22 protein-coding genes are annotated in these 23,251 nt (G+C 59.2%); 9 read left to right on the top strand and 13 right to left on the bottom strand.

The window, feature by feature from the left end:
* Positions 1-111 precede the first annotated feature (111 nt).
* Positions 112-882, top strand: coding sequence for a dienelactone hydrolase family protein (locus tag AKL25_RS15835; protein ID WP_050478661.1), 771 nt, complete (start codon positions 112-114; stop codon positions 880-882).
* A 216-nt stretch (positions 883-1,098) separates the two neighbouring features.
* Here the strand turns inward: AKL25_RS15835 and AKL25_RS15830 are convergent, their stop codons facing one another.
* From AKL25_RS15830 to AKL25_RS15795, 8 genes are all read right to left on the bottom strand, one after another.
* Positions 1,099-2,001 (bottom strand): class I SAM-dependent methyltransferase, encoded by a 903-nt coding sequence (locus AKL25_RS15830; RefSeq protein ID WP_050478660.1) that lies wholly within the window; start codon positions 1,999-2,001, stop codon positions 1,099-1,101.
* Between the two features lie 395 nt (positions 2,002-2,396).
* Positions 2,397-3,281, bottom strand: a complete 885-nt coding sequence (locus AKL25_RS15825; RefSeq protein WP_050478659.1) for a carbohydrate ABC transporter permease — start codon at positions 3,279-3,281, stop codon at positions 2,397-2,399.
* Positions 3,278-4,177: a carbohydrate ABC transporter permease gene (locus AKL25_RS15820; protein ID WP_050478703.1), complete on the bottom strand. Its 900-nt coding sequence runs from the start codon at positions 4,175-4,177 to the stop codon at positions 3,278-3,280. Before AKL25_RS15820 ends, AKL25_RS15825 begins: the two co-directional genes overlap by 4 nt.
* A 130-nt stretch (positions 4,178-4,307) precedes the next feature.
* Positions 4,308-5,645: an ABC transporter substrate-binding protein gene (locus tag AKL25_RS15815; protein WP_050478658.1), complete on the bottom strand. Its 1,338-nt coding sequence runs from the start codon at positions 5,643-5,645 to the stop codon at positions 4,308-4,310.
* A 124-nt stretch (positions 5,646-5,769) separates the two neighbouring features.
* Entirely contained in the window at positions 5,770-6,858 is a 1,089-nt protein-coding gene (locus AKL25_RS15810) for an ABC transporter ATP-binding protein (protein WP_050478657.1), read from the bottom strand.
* A gap of 359 nt (positions 6,859-7,217) precedes the next feature.
* The gene (locus AKL25_RS15805; protein ID WP_050478656.1) at positions 7,218-8,174 is read right to left on the bottom strand and encodes a C-terminal binding protein; all 957 of its coding nucleotides are present in this window, start codon (positions 8,172-8,174) and stop codon (positions 7,218-7,220) included.
* A 151-nt stretch (positions 8,175-8,325) separates the two neighbouring features.
* Positions 8,326-10,053 carry an IlvD/Edd family dehydratase gene (locus AKL25_RS15800; RefSeq protein ID WP_050478655.1) on the bottom strand — a complete coding sequence of 576 codons (1,728 nt, stop codon included), beginning with the start codon at positions 10,051-10,053 and terminating at the stop codon, positions 8,326-8,328.
* Positions 10,054-10,140: 87 nt separating this feature from the next.
* Entirely contained in the window at positions 10,141-10,386 is a 246-nt protein-coding gene (locus AKL25_RS15795) for a hypothetical protein (RefSeq protein ID WP_157050665.1), read from the bottom strand.
* A gap of 482 nt (positions 10,387-10,868) precedes the next feature.
* Here AKL25_RS15795 and AKL25_RS15790 point away from each other — a divergent pair, with 482 nt between their 5' ends.
* Positions 10,869-11,933 carry an Ldh family oxidoreductase gene (locus AKL25_RS15790; protein ID WP_050478653.1) on the top strand — a complete coding sequence of 355 codons (1,065 nt, stop codon included), beginning with the start codon at positions 10,869-10,871 and terminating at the stop codon, positions 11,931-11,933.
* Between the two features lie 124 nt (positions 11,934-12,057).
* Positions 12,058-12,993, top strand: a complete 936-nt coding sequence (locus AKL25_RS15785) for an FCD domain-containing protein (protein ID WP_050478652.1) — start codon at positions 12,058-12,060, stop codon at positions 12,991-12,993.
* 24 nt (positions 12,994-13,017) lie between these two features.
* Here AKL25_RS15785 and AKL25_RS15780 read toward each other — a convergent pair whose 3' ends face one another.
* The 4 genes from AKL25_RS15780 to AKL25_RS15765 form a co-directional block, all read right to left on the bottom strand.
* Positions 13,018-13,392, bottom strand: coding sequence for a GFA family protein (locus AKL25_RS15780; RefSeq protein WP_050478651.1), 375 nt, complete (start codon positions 13,390-13,392; stop codon positions 13,018-13,020).
* 21 nt (positions 13,393-13,413) lie between these two features.
* Positions 13,414-13,950: a C40 family peptidase gene (locus AKL25_RS15775; RefSeq protein WP_050478702.1), complete on the bottom strand. Its 537-nt coding sequence runs from the start codon at positions 13,948-13,950 to the stop codon at positions 13,414-13,416.
* Positions 13,951-13,966: 16 nt separating this feature from the next.
* Positions 13,967-15,169 (bottom strand): acetylornithine transaminase, encoded by a 1,203-nt coding sequence (locus tag AKL25_RS15770; protein ID WP_050478650.1) that lies wholly within the window; start codon positions 15,167-15,169, stop codon positions 13,967-13,969.
* A 296-nt stretch (positions 15,170-15,465) separates the two neighbouring features.
* Complete coding sequence (locus AKL25_RS15765) at positions 15,466-16,497, bottom strand: CDP-6-deoxy-delta-3,4-glucoseen reductase (RefSeq protein WP_050478649.1); 1,032 nt, start codon at positions 16,495-16,497, stop codon at positions 15,466-15,468.
* A gap of 12 nt (positions 16,498-16,509) precedes the next feature.
* Here AKL25_RS15765 and AKL25_RS15760 point away from each other — a divergent pair, with 12 nt between their 5' ends.
* The 6 genes from AKL25_RS15760 to AKL25_RS15735 all read left to right on the top strand — a co-directional run bounded on the left by AKL25_RS15760 (position 16,510) and on the right by AKL25_RS15735 (position 21,577).
* Complete coding sequence (locus AKL25_RS15760) at positions 16,510-17,391, top strand: sugar nucleotide-binding protein (protein WP_050478648.1); 882 nt, start codon at positions 16,510-16,512, stop codon at positions 17,389-17,391.
* Between the two features lie 175 nt (positions 17,392-17,566).
* Positions 17,567-18,352: an ABC transporter ATP-binding protein gene (locus tag AKL25_RS15755; RefSeq protein WP_050478647.1), complete on the top strand. Its 786-nt coding sequence runs from the start codon at positions 17,567-17,569 to the stop codon at positions 18,350-18,352.
* Positions 18,349-19,353 (top strand): ABC transporter substrate-binding protein, encoded by a 1,005-nt coding sequence (locus AKL25_RS15750; RefSeq protein ID WP_050478646.1) that lies wholly within the window; start codon positions 18,349-18,351, stop codon positions 19,351-19,353. The genes AKL25_RS15755 and AKL25_RS15750 overlap by 4 nt, the downstream gene beginning before the upstream one ends.
* A gap of 190 nt (positions 19,354-19,543) precedes the next feature.
* Positions 19,544-20,317 (top strand): ABC transporter permease, encoded by a 774-nt coding sequence (locus AKL25_RS15745; RefSeq protein WP_050478645.1) that lies wholly within the window; start codon positions 19,544-19,546, stop codon positions 20,315-20,317.
* Between the two features lie 19 nt (positions 20,318-20,336).
* Complete coding sequence (locus AKL25_RS15740) at positions 20,337-21,146, top strand: ABC transporter substrate-binding protein (RefSeq protein ID WP_050478644.1); 810 nt, start codon at positions 20,337-20,339, stop codon at positions 21,144-21,146.
* A gap of 194 nt (positions 21,147-21,340) precedes the next feature.
* The gene (locus AKL25_RS15735) at positions 21,341-21,577 is read left to right on the top strand and encodes a hypothetical protein (protein ID WP_050478643.1); all 237 of its coding nucleotides are present in this window, start codon (positions 21,341-21,343) and stop codon (positions 21,575-21,577) included.
* 178 nt (positions 21,578-21,755) lie between these two features.
* Here the strand turns inward: AKL25_RS15735 and AKL25_RS15730 are convergent, their stop codons facing one another.
* Positions 21,756-23,027 carry a cytochrome-c peroxidase gene (locus AKL25_RS15730; protein WP_050478642.1) on the bottom strand — a complete coding sequence of 424 codons (1,272 nt, stop codon included), beginning with the start codon at positions 23,025-23,027 and terminating at the stop codon, positions 21,756-21,758.
* Positions 23,028-23,251 lie beyond the last annotated feature (224 nt).

Below are 23,251 nucleotides of genomic sequence, written 5' to 3'. Positions count from 1 at the left end.
GCAGCTATGCAAAGATAGCGGTTTTCGCGAGAAGGCCTCTACGCAGCCGTGCGGTCACCGACCGGTCGCGCATGCGGTTTTTTCAGTTTGCAATGCTCAGGAGAAGAGTGAATGAGTCACCAATTTGATCCCGCCCCCATCGCCGCAAAATTCGGCATTCCCGCCGCCGACCTCGGCATCGAACTGATCAGCCACACGCTGGACGGCATCGAATACGAAAGCGTCCTGCTGTTCAACAAGAAGAGCACGGTGCCGGTCGCCGGCGTGCTGTCGATTCCCAATTTCTTCGGCGTCAGCCAGAAGGCATTGGAAGTCGCCGCCACCACCGTCGGACTGAACCAGGCGATTCTGGTCGGCGACGTCTACGGCAAGACCGTGCGTCCGGGCAATGGCGATGAAGCCATGGCCGCCATCATCCCGTTGAAGAAAGACCGCGCCGAATTGCGCAAGCGCATGAGCGCCGTGCTGGAAGCGCTCAAGGGCCAGGACAAGGTCAAGCTGAGCGGCAAGCTCGGCGTTTGCGGCTTCTGCTTCGGCGGTACTGCAGCCCTGGAACTGGCGCGTTCCGGCGCCGCCGTGAATGCCTTTGTATCGCTGCATGGCGCACTGGATACGCCCAATCCCAAGGATGCGGAAAACGTCAAGGGCGCGATCCTGGTGTTGCACGGCGTGCAGGATCCATCGGTGCCGCGCGACATGGTCAACGCCTTCATCGACGAAGTCAGCGCCGCCAAGCTGGACTGGCAACTGGTCAACTACGGCCAGGCCGGCCACTCGTTCACCGATCCGGACGCCAGCAACCCCGGCTTCTTCTATCACAAGCAAACGGCTGAACGTGCGTCAGTGGCGTTGAAGAATTTCTTTGCGGAAAAACTTGCCTGATTGATGTAGCTCAGTCCCAGCAAAAAAAGCTTGCAGCCTCGGGGGCAAGCTTTTTTATATCTAATCGTTTCATAGTGGAGTCGTAAGAGAAAAATCCCAACGGTATCCATCGTTGGGATTTTTTTCTGGGCTAAGCTACTGCCTTAACAAGGAATTTTGTTTTTCACTCGCGCTCACTATTTCTGGCGAAAGGATATGCAAGAAATCCGAATGTGCTCAACTAACGCGGCGGAACCAAAGGCTGCTACCATGATGGATTCGCTCCGGCATACGGGGAAAGATCGAAGCCATGACGGCTGGCTCGCGAGTGCCCATAAAGTGACTTGACCATACCACTTTCCAGTGGTCATTGAATTGAAGAAAAGCGCGCACGAGGTACTGTTCATTCCAATTGCGGCCTTGATCAATCATCCAGTTTTTTGGATATTCATCTGGCAGAAAAATATCGTGGATATGCACAATCACTCCTGGGCGGAGTCGTGGCAATATCTCAAAAAACAGATAATTGACGTCGCTACCGACCTTTGACACATGCGAAGAATCAATGAATAGGATGTCACCTGCGTCCAAACGATCAAAAAAGCCTGTCTCGACTTCTTCGACCCTTTGGCGCACCAACTGAGAGATACCATCGACACCATCAATGAGAAACTGTCGTGGATACGGCTCAATGCAACTGAACTCAATCGCGTTGTTGAAATGAGTGCGATTGACCTCGGCCGTAACTAGTGATGAGAAGCCGCTGCCGACTTCGATAAGCTTTTTCGGGCGAAAGTGTTGCAACGCTGCGTATAAGAACTCAGCATCTGGTAAGGGAAACTGGTCGTTATTGTAAAAATAGCGAGCAGGGTCATTTGGTTGCGCTACTGGCCAGTCGATGTTTGTTGTATAGGGAGCAAGTTCTCTTGCAAGGGCAACTTGTGCTTCTACTTGCAGATCGATGCCAAGCATCGAATCCGTCTCTACCCAAATCTTGTCTTGACGCGCCCGGATGTCAGGCGTGTTGGCGATCGGCGAATAGTAGTGCCCTATCGGAAACAGCATCGAAATCCCGCCGCCGTCAGGCATTGCAAATGCATTGAGGCGGCGGAAGTGTTCGAAAAGACGTTTGATAAACATGCGGGCTCCTGAGATGCTATGGTTTTTTACTATGTACGGATCGATAGCGGACATCGGCGTTTCGTTTGCACGCAACTTTATCAGGAATAGCCCTGTGTTCGCATTGAGAACTGGCACTTTCGCTTCGCAATTCGCAATTGAGTCGCATGTAATAGACTTTGCGACCGCCCGTAAATCCTTCTTGCGGCGTAGAAAATCACCTAAGTTATTGATTTTATAACATCTTCTTGGCGGATACAGTCAAATAGCAATAATTCGATAGCCTCTGCATGCCTAAAGCGTATCTCGTTCGGAGAAAAATTGGCGTGCATGGGGTGCGACGAGGATTTTTCTGAGTCCGAAAAAAAACCGGCGCCTTTCGACGCCGGTAAGTTTCTTGTGCAAAGAGCTGCTGATTATTCTTTCACCGCCCCGGTCATGCCCGACACGTAGTATTCCACGAAGAAGGAATACACCACCGCCACCGGCAGCGAGCCCAACAGCGCGCCGGCCATCAGCGCGCCCCAGTGGTAGACGTCGCCGTCGACCAGTTCGGTGACGATGCCCACCGGCACCGTCTTCACTTCCGAAGATGAGATGAAAGTCAGCGCGTAGATGAACTCGTTCCACGACAGCGTGAAGGCGAAGATGCCTGCCGAAATCAGGCCAGGTACTGCCAGCGGCAGGATGATCTTGACCAGGATTTCCCAACGTGTGGCGCCGTCGATCAGCGCACATTCTTCCAGCTCATACGGAATCGAGCGGAAGTAGCCCATCAGCAGCCAGGTGCAGAATGGAATCAGGAAGGTCGGATACGTCAGGATCAGCGCCCAGCGCGTATCGAACAAGCCCAGCTTGAACACGATCGCCGCCAGCGGAATGAACAGGATCGACGGCGGGATCAGGTACGCCAGGAAGATGCCCAGGCCGACTTGCTTGGAACCCTGGAAGCGCAGGCGTTCGATGGCGTAAGCCGCGAACACGCTGGCCGCCAGCGAGGCAAACGTCGACACCACCGACACGATCACCGTGTTGAGCAGCCACGCCGGATACTGGGTTTCAAACAGCAGCTTCTTGAAGTGGGCCAGCGTCGGCGCCACCACCCAGAACGGATTGCCGGTCTGGCGCAGCAATTCGTTGTCCGGCTTGAACGCCGTGATCACCATCCAGTAGAAAGGGAACAGCAGCACGAACACGAAGATGCCCAAAGGAATATATGTCGTGATCCAGCGGCGCGGCACCGATTGCAGGAAATCCATGCCTTGCGTTTCCTGCTGCAGGTCTTTTGACTTCTTGCTCATTTGTCACCTCCTTGTTGCCAGCCGCGACGTTGCAGGCCGAAGTACGAAAACATGATGGCTGCGAGCAGGAAAGGAATCATGTAGGTTGCCAGTGCTGCGCCTTCGCCGAGGGAGCCGCCTGGGATTGCGCGTTGGAACGACAGCGTTGCCATCAGGTGCGTGGCATTCAGCGGACCGCCGCGTGTAAGCACATAGATCAGCTGGAAGTCGGTGAAGGTGAACAGTACCGAAAATGTCATCACCACCGCGATGATCGGGGTCAGCAAGGGCAGCGTGACGTAGCGGAACTGCTGCCACGGCTTGGCGCCGTCGATGGCCGCCGCTTCATACAGCGAAGGCGAGATGGTTTGCAGGCCGGCCAGCAGCGAGATGGCGACGAAGGGGATGCCGCGCCAGACGTTGGCGACCACGGTGGAAATCCGCGCCAGCCATGGCTCGCCGAGGAAGTCGATGTAATGATCGATCAGGCCCATCTTCATCAGCGACCAGCTGATCACCGAAAACTGCGTATCGTACATCCACCAGAACGCCAGCGCCGACAGGGCGGTAGGTACGATCCACGGCAGCAGTACGATGGCGCGGAAGAAGGATTTGAGCGGCAGATTCTTGTTGAGCAGGATCGCCAGCCACAGACCGAGCACGAACTTCAGGATGCTGGCGCTGATGGTGTAGAACAGCGTGTTGAACAGCGACAGCTGCGCCAGCGAATCGCCGAGCAGGAAGGAATAATTGTCCAGTCCGATGAAGCTGCCTTCGCCACCGATCTTGGTATCGGTAAAGCCAAGCCAGACTCCCAGTCCGAGCGGATAGGTAAGAAACACGACAAGCAGTAATACGGCGGGCGCCATGAACAGCATGCCCAGCACATTACGGTTGTTCAGCAAGCGGGATAACATAAGCAGACCTCGGTAAGCGTGATGACTGCGTTCGCACGGCGACAGCCGGTGCGAACGCATGTTTTGCTCCATGCATCGCTTGCATCAGCTTCAGAAATTGCAAGAAGCCGATACAAACGAAAGCAGGTTGTTATGCCTTGTAGAAACGCTTGGCGCGTTCTGCTGCACGGTCGATGGCCTGCTGCACGGTCTTCGATCCGCTGGCCGCTTCCGCCACCATATCGACCACCACGTAGTCGGCCATACACGCCGCCGATGCTTGTCCCAGCGGGCCTTCGTGGCCGTGATCGATCATCAGCGCCGCCGAATCGCGATACACGGTGGCCTTCGGATCCGAGGTCCAGATGGCGTTCTTTTCATAGGCCTTGAGCGACTGGCTGACGTAACCGATAGAGGCTTCCATCCATGGGTTGTATTGCTCAGGCTCGAACATGAACTGGACGAAAGCCTTGGCCGCGTTCGGGAACTTGGTGTGCTTGAAGATCATCATCTGCGTGATCTGCATCAGCTCGGTCGGCTTGCCGGCAGGGCCGATAGGGAAGTGGGCGTGTTGCGTGTCCTTCGCCATTTCCTGCATCTTCGGATCGGTCGAGTTCTTGGCGGCGTAGTACACCGAGATGCCGTTGGCCGTCATGCTGATCTGGCCGTCCAGGTAGGCCTTGTTGTTCGACGGATCTTGCCAGGACAGCGTGCCTGGAATGAAGGTCGCGTACAGTTGCTTGGCGTATTCCAGCGCGGCGCGGGTTTCCGCCGAGTTGATGGCGACGGCGCCTTTCTTGTCGACCAGCTTGCCGCCATGCGACCACAGCAGCCAGTGCGCCCAGTTGTTGGCGTCGCCGACGGCCTTGCCGAGGGCGAAACCGACCGGTGTGTTCTTGGCTTTGAGCGCCTGGCACATTTTCAGGAAACCGGCGGTATCCTTCGGCACGCCGTCGAAGCCGGCAGCTTTCAACTGGCTTTCGCGATAGACCAGCGCATTGCCGACCACGCCGACCGGCAGCGCGATCCACTTGCCGTCCTTGGTGCCGTATTTGCGGCAGACGTCGTACCAGCCGCCCAGGCGGCTGCCCAGCGAAGTCGCCAGGTCGGTCAGGTCGATCAGTTTGGTCGGGTATTGTTGCGGGTCGTCGAACCAGCTCATCACGATGTCCGGGCCGGAACCGACGTTGGCGGCAACCGCCGCCTTGGGGCGCAGGTCTTCCCAGCCTTCGCTGTCGGTACGCACGGCGACGCCGGTCTTCTCTGTGAATTTCTTGACGTTGGCATTCCACAGGTCTTCATCGCCCTGAACGAAACGCTTCCAGCGCAGCACGCGCAGCGTCGCGCCTTTCTCGATCTCGAACTTGAGGCCGGCGCCGGTGGCGGCTGGCGCTGCCGGTGCGGCGAATGCATTGGTGGTGGCTACGGTCGATGCTGCAGCGACGGATGCGCTCGCAGCCAAAAAGTCACGTCTGGTCAGCTTAGTCATGTCTCCTACTCCTTCTCTTCTGATGAAAGTGAATGGGTCCGCTCTGTTGCGTTGTTATTTTTACTTGCTGTAGTACAGATGGTGTTACAGGGACTGCTTTGAAAAAGATGAATCAAATTCAAGATCAACCGCGCGCCAGCGTCTTGCCGCTGTCTGCATCGAACAGATGCGTGCTGCCGTGTTCCGGCACCAGGTTGATCGTGTCGCCGGCGCCGAAGTTATGGCGTTCGCGGAAGATCGATGTCAGGCTGGTATCGTTGAAGCGTGCATAGACTTCGGTGTCGGCGCCGGTCGGTTCGACCACCACCACCTTGGTGCTCATGCCGCTGCCGGCGGGGCCGATGCTCAGGTGTTCCGGACGCACGCCGTAGACCACGCGCTGGCCGTCGACGCCGTCCAGACCGCGGTGTGCATACGGCGCAGGCAGGCGCGTGCCGTCGGCGAATTCGACTTCGGCCTTGTCGGCATTGCGACGCAGTGTGGCGGGGATAAAGTTCATCGCCGGCGAACCGATGAAGCCCGCGACAAAAATGTTGGCGGGGCGGTCGTACAGTTCCAGCGGACGGCCGCGTTGTTCCACCAGGCCGTCACGCATGACGACGATCTGATCAGCCATGGTCATCGCTTCGATCTGGTCATGGGTGACGTAGACCGAAGTCGTCTTCAGGCGCTGATGCAGTTCCTTGATCTCGGTGCGCATCTGCACGCGCAGCTTGGCGTCAAGGTTGGACAACGGTTCGTCGAACAGGAAGACCTGCGGATCGCGCACGATCGCGCGGCCCATCGCCACACGCTGGCGCTGGCCGCCGGAGAGCTGGCGCGGATAGCGTTCCAGCAGATTGGTCAGGCCGAGAATTTCGGCGGCCTTCTTGACCTGTTGCTGGATGAAGGATTTGTCCTTCTTGGCCAGCATCAATGAGAACGCCATGTTGTCGTTGACCGTCATGTGCGGATACAACGCATAGTTCTGAAACACCATGGCGATGTCGCGGTCCTTGGGCTGGACGTTGTTGACCACTGTGCCGCCGATGGAGATCTCGCCTTCGGTGATTTCTTCGAGGCCCGCCAGCATGCGCAGCAGTGTTGACTTGCCGCAGCCGGAAGGGCCGACCAGCACGGCGAACTGGCCGTCCTCGATCTCGATATCGACGCCACGAATGACCTGGGTGCTGCCGAATTGCTTTTTGATGCCGCGAATCTGAACTGATGCCATGCCTTGCTCCTCGTCTCAATATCTCGTTTTTTGTGTCTGCAGCAGGCCCCTTCTTGGAGGGCCTCCGCACATTTATTTCTGATACCTGCGCCGTTTGATTTTTATGATTTTCGGCGGTATTGAGAGATACAACGGTGATAGCGCACTATCGTTACTTATTCGGTCATTCGTTTTGCGATAGCGAATACTCTTACATCATCAACGCGTCATACCTCTCTTGTGCTGCTTGTTCTTGTTGCTTATTTTTGCTTGTTGCGAGATCGGTTGCTGTCTTCGTCAAATCTGCTGCGCTTGCTGAGTTCATGCTTGCCTGCATCTGGCGACTGGCTGGGATGCAGACAATTATCTTTGTCGTTTGATTATTTTTTCCTGCCTTCAACCACCACATACGACGGGCGCCCGTTGCGGTCCCAGTCGATCAGGTTTTGCGCTGCCTTGCGGCGCAATTCCTTCGCGGCGACTTCGGAATAGAAGGCGGCGTGCGGCGACAATAGCACACGTTTGTGCTGGACAATAGCGGAACTTGTGGCCGGCGGTTCGACCGGCAAAACGTCCAGTCCGGCACCCTTCAGGTTGGTGTCGAGCGCCTTGAGCAGGTCGTCGATATTGACCAGGCCGCCGCGCGCGGAATTGACCAGGAAGCTGTCCTGTTGCATCAATTTCAACACCGATGCATCGATCATGCCGCGGGTCTCATCGTTGAGCGGCGTGTGCAAGGAAACTACGTGCGCCTGCCTGAACAATTCTTCCTTGCTAACGCGTTCCACATAAGCCGGGAAGTCGCCGTCGATAATGTGCGGATCGTAGGCGATCACGCGTTTGAAGAGGTTGCGGCTGATATGCGCCATGCGCTTGCCGATGCGGCCGAGACCGACGATGCCGATAGTCATTTCGGAACAGCGCTGGATCTTGCCGGCGGTAGTGTAATGCCATTGGCCGGATTTGACGTCGCGGTCGTAGCCGGTGATGTTGCGGACCAGGTCCAGCGCCATCGCCAGCGCATGCGTGGCAACTTCGCCGACGCCATAGTCGGGCGAGTTGCCGACCCAGACGCCATGTTGAGCGGCATCGGCGGTGTTGATGGTGTCGAAGCCGGCGCCGTAACGGCTGGCGATGCGGATTTCAGGGCGGGCGGCGAATACCTTGGCGTTGACCGGCGCATATTGCACCAGCAGGCCCTCGCAGCCTTCGGCGGCTTTGATGACCTCTTCTTCGGTGCGGCATTGCGCCGTCACGACTTCAACGCCGGCTTCGCGGTACAGCGCGAGTTCAAGTTCTACATCGGGAAAATCGTAGTCGGTAATCAATACTTTCATTGCTTCATGTCTCCGTATGTTGCAGTCAAAGCGCACCATCACGGCGGGCGGAAGTTCATCTTTATCGGTCGTCATTCCCCGAGAGGGGAGCGCGCCTGAATCTTTCGCCGCCTGATGATTGAAAAATCAAGTCAGATATTTACCCATGCAATCAGTGGTTGTCCTTGGGAATGCCCGAGCCGCTCTTGCCGACCAGGAAATCCAGATCGGCGCCGAGGTTGGCTTGCTGCACATGGTCGACGTAGAGCTTGACCCAGCCGCGATCCGCAGGCGCTTTCGGCGCTTGCCACGACGCGCGGCGGCGTTCCAGTTCTTCGTCGCTGACATGCAGGTGCAGCTTGCGCGCTTCCACATCCAGTTCCACCATGTCGCCGTTTTGCACCAGCGCCAGCGGACCGCCGGCAGCCGCTTCCGGCGTGACGTGCAGGACCACGGTGCCATACGCCGTGCCGCTCATGCGCGCGTCCGATACACGGACCATGTCGGTGATGCCCTTGCGCAGCACCTTCGGCGGCAGCGGCATGTTGCCCGCTTCGCCCATGCCGGGATAGCCCTTGGGGCCGCAGTTCTTCAGCACCAGCACGCAGTTTTCATCGACGTCCAGATCTTCGTCGTCGATGCGCTTGTGCAGGTCGTCGCTATTTTCAAACACCACGGCGCGGCCGATGTGTTTGAGCAGCGCAGGCGTTGCTGCCGACGGCTTGATGACGGCGCCGTCCGGGCACAGGTTGCCATGCAGGATGGCGATCCCGGCGGCCGGCTTGAACGGCGCATCGAAAGCGTGGATGACGTCGCGGTTCCAGTTCGGCGCGTCCTTGCAGTTGTCCCACAAGGTCTGGCCGTTGGCGGACAGGGCGCTCTTGTCGATCACGCTTTCCAGTTCGCGGATCACCGACGGCAAACCGCCGGCGTAGTAGAAATCTTCCATCAGGTATTTGCCCGATGGTTGCAAATTGACCAGGCAGGGCAGCTTCTGGCCGATGGTGTCCCAATCTTCCAGCTTCAGGTCGACGCCGATGCGGCCGGCGATCGCCAGCAAGTGGATCACGGCGTTGGTCGAGCCGCCGATGCCGGCATTGACGCGGATGGCGTTTTCAAATGCCGCCTTGGTCAGGATCTTGGACATGATCAGATCTTCCTTGACCATCTCGACGATACGGCGCCCGGAGTTGCGCGCCAGCACGTTGCGGCGCGCATCGACGGCAGGGATCGCGGCGTTGCCCGGCAAGCTCATGCCCAGCGCTTCCACCATGCTGGCCATGGTCGATGCCGTGCCCATGGTCATGCAGTGGCCGTGCGAGCGGTGCATGCAGCTTTCTGCTTCGAAGAATTCTTCCTGCGACATCTGGCCTGCGCGCACTTCTTCCGACATCTGCCAGACGCCGGTGCCGGAGCCGAGCTCACCGCCGCGGTATTTGCCGGACAGCATCGGACCGCCGGAGATGCCGATGGTCGGCAAGTCCACCGACGACGCACCCATCAGCAGGGCAGGCGTAGTCTTGTCGCAGCCCATCAGCAGCACCACGCCGTCGAGCGGGTTGGCGCGGATCGATTCTTCCACGTCCATGCTGGCCAGATTGCGGAACAGCATCGCCGTCGGGCGCATCAGCGTTTCGCCGAGCGACATCACCGGGAACTCCAGCGGAAAACCGCCGGCTTCCCAGATGCCGATCTTGACCTGTTCTGCCAGTGCGCGGAAATGCGAATTGCAGGGCGTCAGTTCGGAATAGGTATTGCAAATGCCGATGACCGGACGGCCATCGAACTGATCGTGCGGAATGCCGCGGTTCTTCACCCACGAACGGTAGATGAAGCCGTCACGGTCTTGCCGGCCGAACCATGCCTGGCTGCGGCGGGTAATCTTTTTGGTGTCGCTCATGTTCTTTCCTTCTTTCCTTGTGGCCCGCTCATCGACGACGAGAGGCGGACCATGAATGCTGTCTGAATCGGATGGCTGTCGGAAGAATCAGTGGCGAATATCGCTTTGGTCGAAAAAGTAGCGGGAGAAATCCATCAGGTGATATGCCAGCATGGCGTCGCCGTTGCCGGCATGGCCGAGGCGGCAGGTATAGCGGGACGCAGCGGCAGCATAAGCGCTCGCCGCAAAAGTAGTGCGCGCAGACACAAGATCGCACAGGCGCGCCTGCGACACGACTTGCTTCCATGCACACGGCACGGTTGGCGTACTCCCCCGGCTAGCTAAGAATTTCAATGCCTGTCTCCAGTGCTGCGTTGCTGTCCGTGAGCAATATTTGGCAATCTTTGCTCTTGTATTTTTATATATCGCGGACTACATGCTTCGAAAAGATGCCAGCGAGTCTATTTCAGCATTTGTGCTTTGGTCAAGTGGTAATACCAGATTTGTCATACATCTTTTTACCGATACCTGACTCGTGTTTCCCTTGCACTCTATGATGCCCAATGGTGCGCTGCGGCGTAGGTGAATTATTTTCGTGCATCGTTTTCTTTCTTGACACTGCCGGGGTGATATGAAATTCTTTTCCTTATCTGGTCTGACCACATGACCTCTTTGTGTGCGTCGGCAGGCAAAAATACAAGAGTCGAGACGATATCGCTTCTGCCCTGTGTCCCTGTGTGCGCGGATCTGCGCCTGCGCCGGGGCTGTCATGAATTCAAGTTTGCGCGGGCGTCTGCCTGCCACCGATTACTGCAATGAAAGGATGGTTTTTTTCCATGGCTTCACCCGAACGTTTTTCCGCTGTCGAACTCAAGCAGTTCTCCACGCAACTGCTGCAGAAAGCCGGCCTGCCGCTAGAGCCTGCCGCTTCGGTGGCGGGCACGCTGGTCGACGGCGACCTGCTGGGCCACGATACGCACGGCCTGGCTTTGCTGGCGCCTTACGTCAAAGAGATCGAGAAGGGCGCGATGACGACTTCCGGCGAACCGGAAGTGGTGTCAGATCGTCCGGCCGCACTGGTCTGGGACGGGCGTCGTCTGCCAGGACCATGGCTGGTGCACAAGGGCATCGACGCGCTGATCCCGCGCGCCCGCGAACTCGGCACCGCCTCGCTGGCGATTCATCACAGCCATCACATTGCCTGCCTCGCTGCGTATCTGCTGCGCGCGACGGAAGAAGGTTTCCTGATGGTGTTGTCGAGCTCCGATCCTGCGGTACACAGCGTGGCGCCGTTCGGCGGCACGCGCGCGGTATTCACGCCGAATCCTATCGCTGCCGGCATTCCTACGTCCGGCACGCCTTTCCTGGTCGACATCTCCGCATCGATCACGACCAACGGCATGAGCAATCGCCTGCATAAGGCCGGCAAGCAGTTCGAAGAAGAGTGGTTGCTTGATGCGCAGGGTAATCCCAGCCGCGATCCTGCCGTATTCGCCGCCGATCCACCGGGCACGATTCTGCCGCTGGGCGGTTTGTCGGCGGGGCACAAAGGATTTGGCCTGGCGGTGCTGATCGAAGCGCTGACCGGCGGCCTGTCCGGTTTCGGTCGCGCCGATCCGCCGGCAGGCTGGGGCGCCACGGTGTTCATGAGTCTGTACGATCCCGCGGCCTTCGGCGGCGAAGCCGCGTTCAAACGCCAGATGGATCACATCGCCGAAGCGTGTCGGACCAATCCGCCGCGCCCCGGCGTGGAAAAGGTGCGCATGCCGGGCGACCGCGGCATGGCGCGCCGCGCGCAGCAGCTGGAGCAAGGCGTGGCCCTGCATCCGACGATTGCGCCGACGCTGCGCGAGGCAGCGCAACAGTACGGTTTAAGCTTTCCGGCAGCGCTGGCGGACTGAACCTGACGATGCCGGCGCGGCAGCAGATTGCTGCGCCGGCAGCAAGCTGATCATTCGCTTGCAGGTGAGATACGAGATACAATCCGGCGCCAAGACAAAGACAGAATTCTCATCGGAACCCTCTATGCCAATTGAAGCGATCGAGCCGCAACGACTGTACCGCCAGATCAGCGACCAGCTGCGCAAGCTGATTGTCGAAGGCGAGTTTCCTGTTGGTTCGCGGTTGCCATCGGAGCGCGATTTGTCCGTGCAACTGGGCGTCAGTCGGCCGTCGCTGCGCGAAGCCTTGATCGCGCTGGAGGTTGAGGGTTATATCGAAGTGCACATGGGTTCCGGAATTTACGTCTGCCCGCCGTCGCCTGCGCCCGAGGGCGAGATCGATCTGTCGACCGAAGAGGGGCCGCTGGAGTTGATCCGGGCGCGCGCCATGCTGGAGGGCGAGGTCGCCTATGCCGCCGCCAAAAATGCTAAGAAGGCGCAGATCGACGCCATCGAAGAAGCGTTTCAGCAAATGATCGAACATACCAGCGCCGGCACCAATCCGCTGGAAGCCGACCGCCTGTTCCATATCCGCGTGGCGGAAGCGACCGGCAACAGCGTGCTGGTCGGGCTGGTGACGCAATTGTTCGATGCCCGTCTGGGCCCGCTGTTCAATCGCCTGCACAGCCACTTCGACACCATTGAAGTGTGGAACGATGCGATTGAAGAACATTCACGCGTGATGAAGGCATTGCGCGCACGCGATCCCGAGATGGCGCGCGCAGCGATGCGGCGCCACATGGATATCGCGTTCAAACGCTATAGCGCCAGCCTGGTCGGGCAGGCTGGTCTGTTCAGCAAAAAGGTGGTGGCGGAGAAAACCGTCAAGGCTGCCGGAGCAGTCAACGTTGCCAAGACTAAAATCGTGGCAAAGAAACCGGCAGTGAAAGAGCGTGCCGTCAAAGCGGCGGTCAAGAAATCCGCAAAACCGGCGACGGTGAAAAAGACGGCTGCATTGAAAGCACCGGCCAAACGCGCGCCGGTTGCTGCGCCACCCAAACGCCGCAGCGCCCGCGCCTGAAACCAACCGAGCGCAGACGGGGCATCAGCCCAGCTTGCCGGCGTTCTTGTCCCAGTTGCGTCCGTCGAAGTCGACGAACGTCAGCTTGTCGCTGTTCAGGTCGAAATCATCGAGGCAACGCACGTTGATGGTGTACAGCTCCGGCGCCGCGCGCGGGCGCGTGAAGACGTGCACGCCGCAGGTCGGGCAGAAATGATGCCTGGCGGCCATGGTGCCGAACTGATAGGTCGCGAGTTTGTCCGCACCGGCAACCAGGCGAAAATTCTCCGGCTGCACGCGCTGGTGCAGAAATCCCTTTTTAGTACAGATCGAGCAGTTGCAGACGGTGATGCGTTCGATGTCGACATCGGCTTCGAAGCGGACCTGGCCGCAATGACAACTGCCTTTGTGGTGGTCCATGTGCGTTCTGCCGGTGAAGTGTCAGTTGAAATAAGCGCGTGCCATTTCAAAGCGCGGCGCAAAGTAAGGGTTGTCCATGCGCGAGATGTGCACCTTGCCGTTGCCGGAAGGCGCATGGACGAAACGTCCGTCGCCGATGTAAATCCCGACGTGCGAGAACGGCCGGTTGAGGGTGTTGAAGAACACCAGATCGCCCGGTCGCAAATTGGACTTGTCGATCTGGCGCCCCTTGCGCGCCATGTCGGCGGCGCTGCCGGTAAGCTTGAGACCGGCGGCGCGATTGAAGATATACGACACCATGCCGCTGCAATCGAAGCCGGCGTCCGGATTCTTGCCGCCGAAACGGTAGCCGGTGCCGATCATGTCGAGTGCGTAGATGGCGACCTCGCTGCCGTGTTCGGTCGCGGCATCCGAGCGGACGTCGGTCGGCGCCGGCGTGGGGGCAGGCGTCGAAGCGTCCGGCGTACGCATGGGCGCGCTGCCGCATGCCGTCAACAGGACGACGATGCAGCAGGCGGCAAATGCACGCACAGTGTTCGACGAACAGATGCTGCGCATCGTCACCGGCCCCGAATCAATGACCCAGTTGGACCAGCACGCCTTCCAGCATGGTCAGCATCTGGTCGATCTCATCCTTGGTCACGTTCAGCGACGGCATGAAGCGCAGCAGGTTCGGACGCGGCGAGTTCAGCAGCAGACCGAGCGGTTGCAGGTCGCGTGCCGCTTCGACGATTTGCGGGCCGATGTCCTTGCCCAGCTTTAGCGCGCGCAGCAAGCCTTCGCCACGCTCGCCTTCGAAGCCGTGCTTGTCCGACAGCTTGATCAGCTCGGCGCTCAGATACTCGCCGGTGGCCTTGACGGTCGGCAGGAAATCCGGCTTGAGCAATTCCTTGATCACGGCGGCGCCGACGGCGGTCATCAGCGGGTTGCCGTTGTAGGTGCCGCCTTGTTCGCCGGCTTCGAAGCAGGCGATCTCTTCACGCGCCAGCAGGGCCGCCAGCGGCACGCCGCCGCCGATGCCTTTGCCCAGCGTCATGATGTCCGGCTCGATGCCCGACAGTTGGTAAGCAAACAGTTCGCCGGTGCGGCCGACGCCGGTTTGCACTTCATCGACGATGAGCAGCAGGTTGGCGTTCTTGGTCAGGCGGCGCAGGCCTTGCATGAATTCGCGCGTGGCCGGGATCACACCGCCTTCGCCTTGCACCGGTTCCAGCATGACGGCGACGGTCTTCTTGCTGATCAGGCGTTCGACGCTGGCCAGGTCGTTCAGCTCGGCCTTCGGGAAGCCCGGCACTTGCGGCGCGAACATGGTGTCCCAGCCCGGTTTGCCGCTGGCCGACATGGTGGCGATGGTGCGGCCGTGGAAGCTGTGGTTGAAGGTGATGATTTCAAAACGGTCTTCGCCGGCGCTGTTCTTGTTGACCTTGCCCCATTTGCGGGCCAGCTTGATGGCGCCTTCGTTGGCTTCGGCGCCGCTGTTGGCGAAGAACACGCGGTCGAACACGGAATTCTCGGTCAGCAGGTTGGCCAGCTCGATCGACGGCGCGTTGTAGAACGCCGGCGACGGGTTGATCAGCTTCTTGCTTTGTGCAACCAGCGCTTCTTCGATGCATTTGGGCGCGTGTCCCAGCGCGTTGACGGCCCAGCCTTGCAGGTAATCCAGGTATCGCTTGCCGGTATGGTCGGTCATCCACATGCCGCTGCCTTCGGTGAAGACGATTTCAGGGCGGTTGGTGACATACATCAGCTTGTTGATGGCGAACTCGTTGAATTCCATTGAATGACTCCTGCTAAGGATGTGTAAAAGGCGGTGGTAACCGAACTGTAATAAATGAAGCGCGCAAAAAAACGATAAAAAAAAGCCACAGGGATTGCCTGTGGCTTCGTGACCAGGATCAACTCACGCGCACGGCAAACCTCGTTGAGGTTGGCTGCGGCGTCGCAAGGAAATAGTGGTAGCGTTCATGCGGTCAATATTAGGACGTTTTGCGCGATGCGTCAAAACTAATTTGGTGCAAATTCGTCCTGATTTTTCCAACGCTCACCACTTTGCAACATGCGCCGCCTCTGGATTTACTGCACCGGCGCCAGATCGGCTTCCGAGGTGAAGGAGTCGGCGTAGAACTCGTCATCCGGCAAGCCGCACCTGGCGACGAAGTCGCGCTGCGCCGATTCCACCACGATGGGCGCGCCGCAGGCATACACCTGATAGCCGGACAGATCGGCATGGTCGTCGATCACGGCCTGGTGCACGAAACCGCTGCGGCCGCCCCAGCTGTCTTCCGGCTGGGCGTTGGAGACCACCGGCACGTACTTGAAGTCGGGCAGCGTTTGCGCCCAGCTCTTGCACAGCTCGTCCATGTACAGATCCTGCGGACGGCGGCCGCCCCAGTACAGCGTGACCGGGCGCGTCGACTTGCTGTGTTCCAGCTGTTCGACAATCGCCTTGATCGGCGCAAAGCCGGTGCCGGAAGCCAGCAGCACGATAGGCTTGTCGGAATCTTCGCGCAGGAAGAAGGTGCCCAACGGGCCTTCGAAGCGCAGGATGTCGCGTTCCTTCAGCGTCGAGAACACCTGGTCGGTGAACAGGCCGCCCGGCATGTGGCGGATGTGCAGCGTCAGGTGCTCGTCCTTGTGCGGTGCATTGGCCATGCTGTAGCTGCGGCGCTTGCCGTCGCGTAGCATGAACTCCACGTACTGGCCGGCCTTGTATTGCAGGCGGTCGTTGGCCGGCAGTTGCAGCGACAGGATGATGACGTCGTCGGCGACCTTGTCCAGCTTGGCCACGCGCACCGGCATTTTCTTGACCGGGAAATCGCCGATGCCGGCCACTTCGCGCGCTTCGATCACGACATCCGAATTCGGCTTGGCGCAGCAGAACAGCGAGAAGCCGAGACTTTCATCCTGCGCCGACAGCGCGCGTTCCTGATGCGGACCGTGGGTCACGCTGCCTTCGACCAGCTTGCCCTTGCAAGAGCTGCATGCGCCGTTCTTGCAACCGTAGGGCAGGCCGACGCCGGCGCGGATTGCAGCGGTGAGGATGGTTTCGCCTTCGTCGCAGGTAAACTGATGGCCGCTGGGCTGAACGGTAACTTGAAAACTCATACAATCCTGACAATGAACAATAAAGTAAAAAAAATCGGCAAGCCGCGTCTGTTGATGCTGGGTTGCGGCGATGTCGGCATGCGCATGCTGCCGCTGGTGCGCGAGCGTTTCCGCGTGATCGTGGTCACCAGCAAGCCGGAGCGCTGCGCTGAACTGCGCGCCGCCGGCGCCTTGCCCATCGTCGCCGATCTCGACCGGCCCGCTATGCTGGGCCGGCTGGCGCGCCTGGCGCAGATCATCGTGCATCTTGCTCCGCCGCAATCCTCGGGGCAGAAAGACCGCCGCACCCGCAATTTGGCCGCCATTTTACCTGAGCGCGCGACTCTCGTTTATATCAGCACCACCGGCGTCTACGGCGACTGCGGCGGCGCCAGCTTCGACGAGACCCGCGCCACCCGGCCGACCAACGCGCGCGCGCAGCGCCGCGTCGATGCCGAAAACGTCCTGCGCGCCTGGGCGCGGCGTTCCGGCAGCCGGCTGGCGATCCTGCGCGTGCCGGGCATTTACGCGCAAGACCGCCTGCCGCTGGAGCGCCTGCAAAAGGGCACGCCGGCGCTGATCGACGCGGACGACGTCTATACCAATCACATCCATGCCGACGATCTGGCCATGATTGCACTGGCCGCCATCGACCGCGCCCGGCCGCTGCGCGTGTATCACGCGGTCGACAATTCCGAGATGAAGATGGGCGATTACTTCGACGCCGTGGCGCGCACGTTCAGCCTGCCGCCGCCGCCGCGCCTGCCGCGCAGCGAGCTGCAGCAGCAGGTGTCGCCGATGATGCTGTCCTTCATGTCGGAATCGCGCCGCCTGCGTAACGATCGCTTGCGGCTTGAGCTGGGCGTGCGGCTGCGTTACCCGACGGTCGAGGCGCTGCTGAAAACATTGCCATAAAGGAAATGGTCGACGACTGAAGACTATGCTTATTTGTTTTTCGTATAAGCATACGTCTTTTAAATTGTTGTCCGGTCAGCACGATGTCAGTAAAGTCGCGATCTACCGTCTGAAAGTCCGTGCAAAGTTGTCTTGATCGCAACGCATAGGCAAGGCAACTGCAATGTACCTATCCATGAAGCTATCCTTTAAAGACATACAAAAGAGTTTCTCCGGCCTGCACGTCATCGACGGCTTCAGCCGCGACATCGAGCAGGGCGAGCTGGTCGCTCTGGTCGGTCCGTCCGGTTGCGGCAAGTCGACGCTGCTGCATATCGCGGCCGGGCTGGAAACGCCCAGCTCCGGCACCATCCTCGCCGACGGCAAGCCGGTGACCGGCCCGCATCCGGAACGCACGCTGATGTTCCAGGAAAACGCGCTCTACCCGTGGCTGACGCTGCAGCAAAACGTTGCGCTGGCGCTGGAATTCCAGAAGGTCGACAAAAAGACCGCCGCCGCGCAGGCGCGCGACTGGCTGGCCAAGGTCAACCTGTCCGGCTTTGAAGCCTACTATCCGCATCAAGTCTCCGGCGGCATGCGTCAACGCGCCGCGCTGGCGCGCGCCTTCATCTCGCAGCCGAAAGCGCTGCTGCTGGACGAACCGTTCGGCGCACTCGACGCCCTGACGCGCATGACGCTGCAAGACGCGCTGCGCAACCTGATCCGTTCGGAAGTGCAGGGCAAGGCGCCGACGGTGCTGCTGGTCACGCACGATGTCGACGAAGCGCTGTTCCTGGCCGACCGCATCTTCGTGTTCAGCGCGCGTCCGGCTACCGTGCTCAAGGAATTCAATCTGGTGCATCACGAAAAGACACACGATCTGTCGGAGTTCTCGGCGATCCGTCGCGAAATTCTCTGCCTGCTCGGCATCCATGCCGAACAGGACGAGTTTGCCAAAACAATAGAAGAGGTTGGGATATGAAATTGAAACGACTGTTGCTTGTTGCGTCCACGGCATTGGCCGCGCTGGTGTTTTCCGCACCGGCCATGGCGCTCGAAAAATTCAAGATCGGCTATCTGCGCGTCATGGACGATGCGCAAGCGATGGCGGCCTATGAAGCCGGCCTGTACAAGAAGTACGGCCTCGACGTCGAACTGATCGAATTCAAATCCGGCACCGACCTGATCAAGGCCATCGTCGGCGGCCAGCTCGACAGCGGTGTGTTCGGCTTCACCAATGCAGTGGCCTGGGCCTCCAAGGGGGCGGATCTGAAAGTCGTCAGCGGCGCGCAGCTCGGCTATCACGCCATCGTCGCGCGCGAAGATGCGCACATCAACAAGGTCGCCGACCTCAAGGGCAAGAACCTGGCCTCGCAAGCCGAGGGCAGCACTGCCGACGTGGTGCTGAAGGGCGTCGTGTTCCGCGATGCCGGCCTGAAGCCGGACGACGTCAACGTGCTCGGCGTGAGCCCGCAGGTTGCCGTGCAGTCGCTGGTCGGCAAGCGCGTCGATGCTGCTTTCCTGTTCGAACCGCAGGCGCGCATTGCGCAATTGATCGCACCGGTCAAGCAAATCTATGAAATCGGCGAAGTCTGGCCTTTCCCTTGCATGGTCGTGATCACTTCCGGCGAGACCCTGAAGAACCGCCGCGCCGCCGTGTGGAAGTCGCTCGACGCGCAACGCGATGCGATTGAATTGCTGAAGAAGAAGCCGGCCGATGCCGCCAAGCTGATTGCCGGCTATTTCATCGCCGAGCCGACATTGAAGACGCTGAAGCATGGCGAGATGCTGCGCGAAGACGTGATCCGCGACGCCATCAAGAGCCAGACCTTCAACGCCAAGCTGAACGACAAGGAACAGAACCGCATGCAGGAAATCGCCGATATCCTGCAAGCGCAGGGTTCGCTGAAGACCAAGGACGGCAAGCCGTTTGAGGTGCGCAGCATAGTAGATCTATCCTGGCAAAAAGACCGCAAATTGTAATCCGTGTAAAGCTACTGCGCGCGCCGATTTCCGATCTGTGATGCTCACCGTACATCCGTACGGTTGCGCTTCTCGATCAGAACTCGACGCGCTCGCTACGCTTTCCATCGTATTACGGACAGCCACTGAAACACTAATTTTCGGGCCGACGACTTCGTCGGCCATTGCATTTCTACTCAGTTTTTAATTCATGAGCTCTCAGCGTCGCGTTACCGGTTATCGTAAAAAGCTTGCCATGGTGTTGGCGATCGCTTTCATTTTGTTGATGTGGCAGATCGCTGCGTGGTGCTTGCCGGACTTTCTCATGCCGGGTGTGCCGACGGTATTGGCGCGTTTGTGGGAAGAGATTCAGGCGCCGGCTTTTCGTACTGCGCTGTGGGGCAGCCTCACGCGTCTGGGCGGCGGCTATGGCGCGGCGCTGTTGTTCGGCATCGGCTTCGGTTTGATCGGTGCGGTGCTGTTCTTCTTCCGTGAAGTGCTGAAGTCGGCCATCATCATCTTGCAATCGATTCCGTCGATTGCGTGGGTGCCGCTGTTCCTGATCCTGATGGGTTTCGGCAATCTGCCGATCATCGTGGTGGTGGCGATTGCAGCGTTTTTCCCGGCGGCCTTGTCGGTGATGAATGCGACCGAGAGCGTGCAGCAGGTGCATGTGTCCGCTGCGCGCGTGATGGGTGCCTCGCGCTGGGGCATGTTGCGTCGCGTGTACCTGCCGGCGGTGATGCCTGAGCTGATCACCGGGGCGCAGCTGGCCTTCGGCAATGCCTGGCGCGCGCTGATTTCGGCGGAGATGCTGGTCGGTTTCGGCAAAGGCCTGGGCCGCACGCTGGCGTATTCCGGCGAGACGGCCGACATGGTCGGCGTGATGACCAATATCCTCGCCATTGCGATTCTGGCGGCGCTGATCGATCAGGTGATTCTGGAAAATCTCAAGCACCGTTTGCTGCGTTATCAGTACGTCTGATCGTACAAAAACACACGTCATGAAATCCGTCGCCTCAGTATTGTTGTCCGTGTCCGTGTCCTTGCTGGCGTCGGCGCATGCCGCCGACAGCGGCATCGACGCCGCGCGGCAACGCGGCACGCTGGTGGCGGGCATGTCGTATCCTTTGCCGGCCTATGTCGCCGGCGCCAAATTCCGTACGCCCGAGAGCCCCGAGTCGACGCTGATCGAAGATCTCGGCAAGCGCCTCAAACTCAAACTCGGGACACCTAAAACAGACAACGGCAATGCCGCGCAGTGGGTCAAGTCGGGACGCGCCGACGTCGTGCTGGCGCTGACCGATGACAACGACGCCCTGCGCCGCGACGCCGGCGTCGTCGCCATTCCGACCGGTTACAGCGCGGGAGCGATGGCGATCATGCGCAGCGACACCGATATCAAAAGCTGGGAGCAGTTGAAGGGCCGCACCGTGTGCCTGTCCGAAGGCGGCGCTTATGTCGGCAAGATCGCTGCGAAATACGGCGCGATCGAAAAAGTGCAGCGCGCACCGGCCGATTCGCTGTTGTCTTTACGCATCGGCGCCTGCGATGCCGCCGTGCACGACGACACCATGCTCAACGATTTGCTGAAGTTGCCGGAATGGAAAAAGTTCTCTGCACGATTGCCGGTGCAAAGCCACCAGACCTTGGTCTTCGTGGTGCGCGCCGATGACGCAAAATCAATTTCCTATCTGAAACAGGCAAGCGCAGACTGGGTTGCAGGCAGCTTCTGGATCGAGCTCAGAAAGAAGTGGGTCAACAACGTCGCCTTCGAGGTGTATCTGGATCAGAATATTCCTGATTGTCATTGATTGCCGCTCAGCTAATATTCGTTGTCAACGAGGCATGGCGCGGGTTTTCGCCAAGTTGTCGTGACGGCAACCCGGCTTTGTAAGCAAACGCTTCGGTAGCTTGGCAAGCTGTCTCAAAGGTGTAAGATGCTCACAGGTCCGCACATTTCGACGCCGGACTCCTACTATGTTCTCAGGTACTGAAAGGTGATTTTATGGACGTCGCAATTACTGCCAGCTCTCCTGGCGCTGTATCCAGCTCTCCCAACTCCGGTCCGTCGGTAACCAATCTCGACAACGCGCGCGCGTTGCAGGCGCGTCAGGATCAAGAAAACGCACAACGCCGGCTCGAGGAACAACGCGCTGAAGCTGCACGCCAGGCGCAAGCCACGCAGTCCTCGCGCAATTCCAACGGCGAAGTCATCGGCACCACGATCAGCACAACTGCCTGATTCCTTGCTGCTGGTCGTTGCGCTGGTCGTTACTCTTGTCGCAGCATGAAATGAAAAACCCGCTCGCAGCGGGTTTTTCTCGTTAACACAGCTTCATAACAGAACTGTTCGTCTCGCTTGGCTCAGCCTCGTTTCGCCTGGTTTTACTTCGTTGCACCGTCCAGTGCTGAGTTGTCCCTTACTGTTTCGACTCAGGTTTGTAACCATCCGTCAGCGTCTTCAAAAACGCAATCACGTCCTTGATCTCTGCATCGTTGAGCGCCGGTTTGTCGCCCGGCTGGCGATCGAAGGGCGGCTCCATGTTCACATTGGAAAAATGCTCCGGCAGCAGGTCGTCGAACTTGCGGATGCTGCCGTCGCGATTGCGCGGATACCATTTCTCCGGATTGGTATCGCGCTGGACATAGAACTCCATCACCTCCTGCAGCGTGTGGAACACGCCGTTGTGGAAGAAGGTCTGGCGCAGCGCGATGTTGCGCAGGGTCGGGGTCTTGAACAGGCCGCAGTATTCCGGCTTGTCCTTGAAGTCGGTGCGCTCCGGGCCGCACAGGCCGAAGTCGTAATAGTGCGGATCCTTGTTGGCAGGAATCTTCTTGTTGCGCGGCACGCCCACGGCGATCAGGCCGTAATCGGTGAACTGCGGGAACGCGCCGTTGGGCAGGATCTCGCTGAGGTGGCAAGAAGCGCAATTGCCCTTGGCCGGCTCGTTGAACAATTCCAGACCGCGCAATTCCTGGGCACTCAAGGTGGTTTGCTTGCGCAGGTATGCATCGTACTTGCTGGTGTAGGGATAGAAATCGACCGGGCTTTCCTGGAATACTTCCAGCGCCATCAGCGCCGCCTGGAAAGCGCGATCGGTATTGTCGAAAATCGTTTCGCCGAAGGTCGCCTTGAATTGCGCAACATACGGTGCGCGTTTAAGTTTGGCGACCACTTCCGCTGCATCGGCATTGGCCATCTCGTGCGCCGACAACAAAGGGATGCGCGCCTGGTCGTGGGCCGAATCGGCGCGGCCGTCCCAGGTGCGACCGCCGGTCGGGCCGGCATCGATACTGTCGTCGCCGTCGTCGTCGTGGAAGTGTTCGCTGAACGGCGGCACGTTTTGCCCGTAACGCAGCGACGGCACCGCGCGCGTGCCGACGGTTTTCATGTCCTTGCCGCCAAGCTGCACCGACAGGTCGTTCGGGGGACCGAAGGCATGGTCCGGGCTATGGCAAGTTGCGCAGGATTGCTTGCCGGAACCCGACAGCGAGGGGTCGAAAAACATGGTGCGGCCCAGCGCGGTCATTTCTTCCACGCTCGGACGGCGTCCCGGCTGGGGCGCATAGGCAGCGTTGGCGTAAGCGGGCGTGCCTGCCGAAGCAGCGACCACCGGCGACTGGCTGTCGAAATACAGGGCGGCGAGGGCGAGGGAGGCCGTGACGGCGGCGACAAGGTACAGGGATTTCATGCGCGCAGGTTAGCAGGGCAATGTGACTAAAGTGTGAAGAAGCGGTTCCGGATGCTGCATTATCGTCGTTTTGTACCTGTATTTACCAATGAGCCGTCCATTGTCTTCTCATCAGAATCTCTGTTCCTTTTTTGCGTAAAAAAAGGTGCAAAAAAATTGGATGTCGATGAGCCCATCGACATCCAATTCTGACGCCAGACCATTTTCGGTTTGATTGGGCTTTC

Source organism: Herbaspirillum rhizosphaerae, from assembly GCF_001189965.1.
Classification (GTDB): Bacteria; Pseudomonadota; Gammaproteobacteria; order Burkholderiales; family Burkholderiaceae_D; genus Herbaspirillum; species Herbaspirillum rhizosphaerae.
Note: the sequence above shows the minus strand (reverse complement) of the source record. Positions and strands in the feature narration are given on the sequence as shown.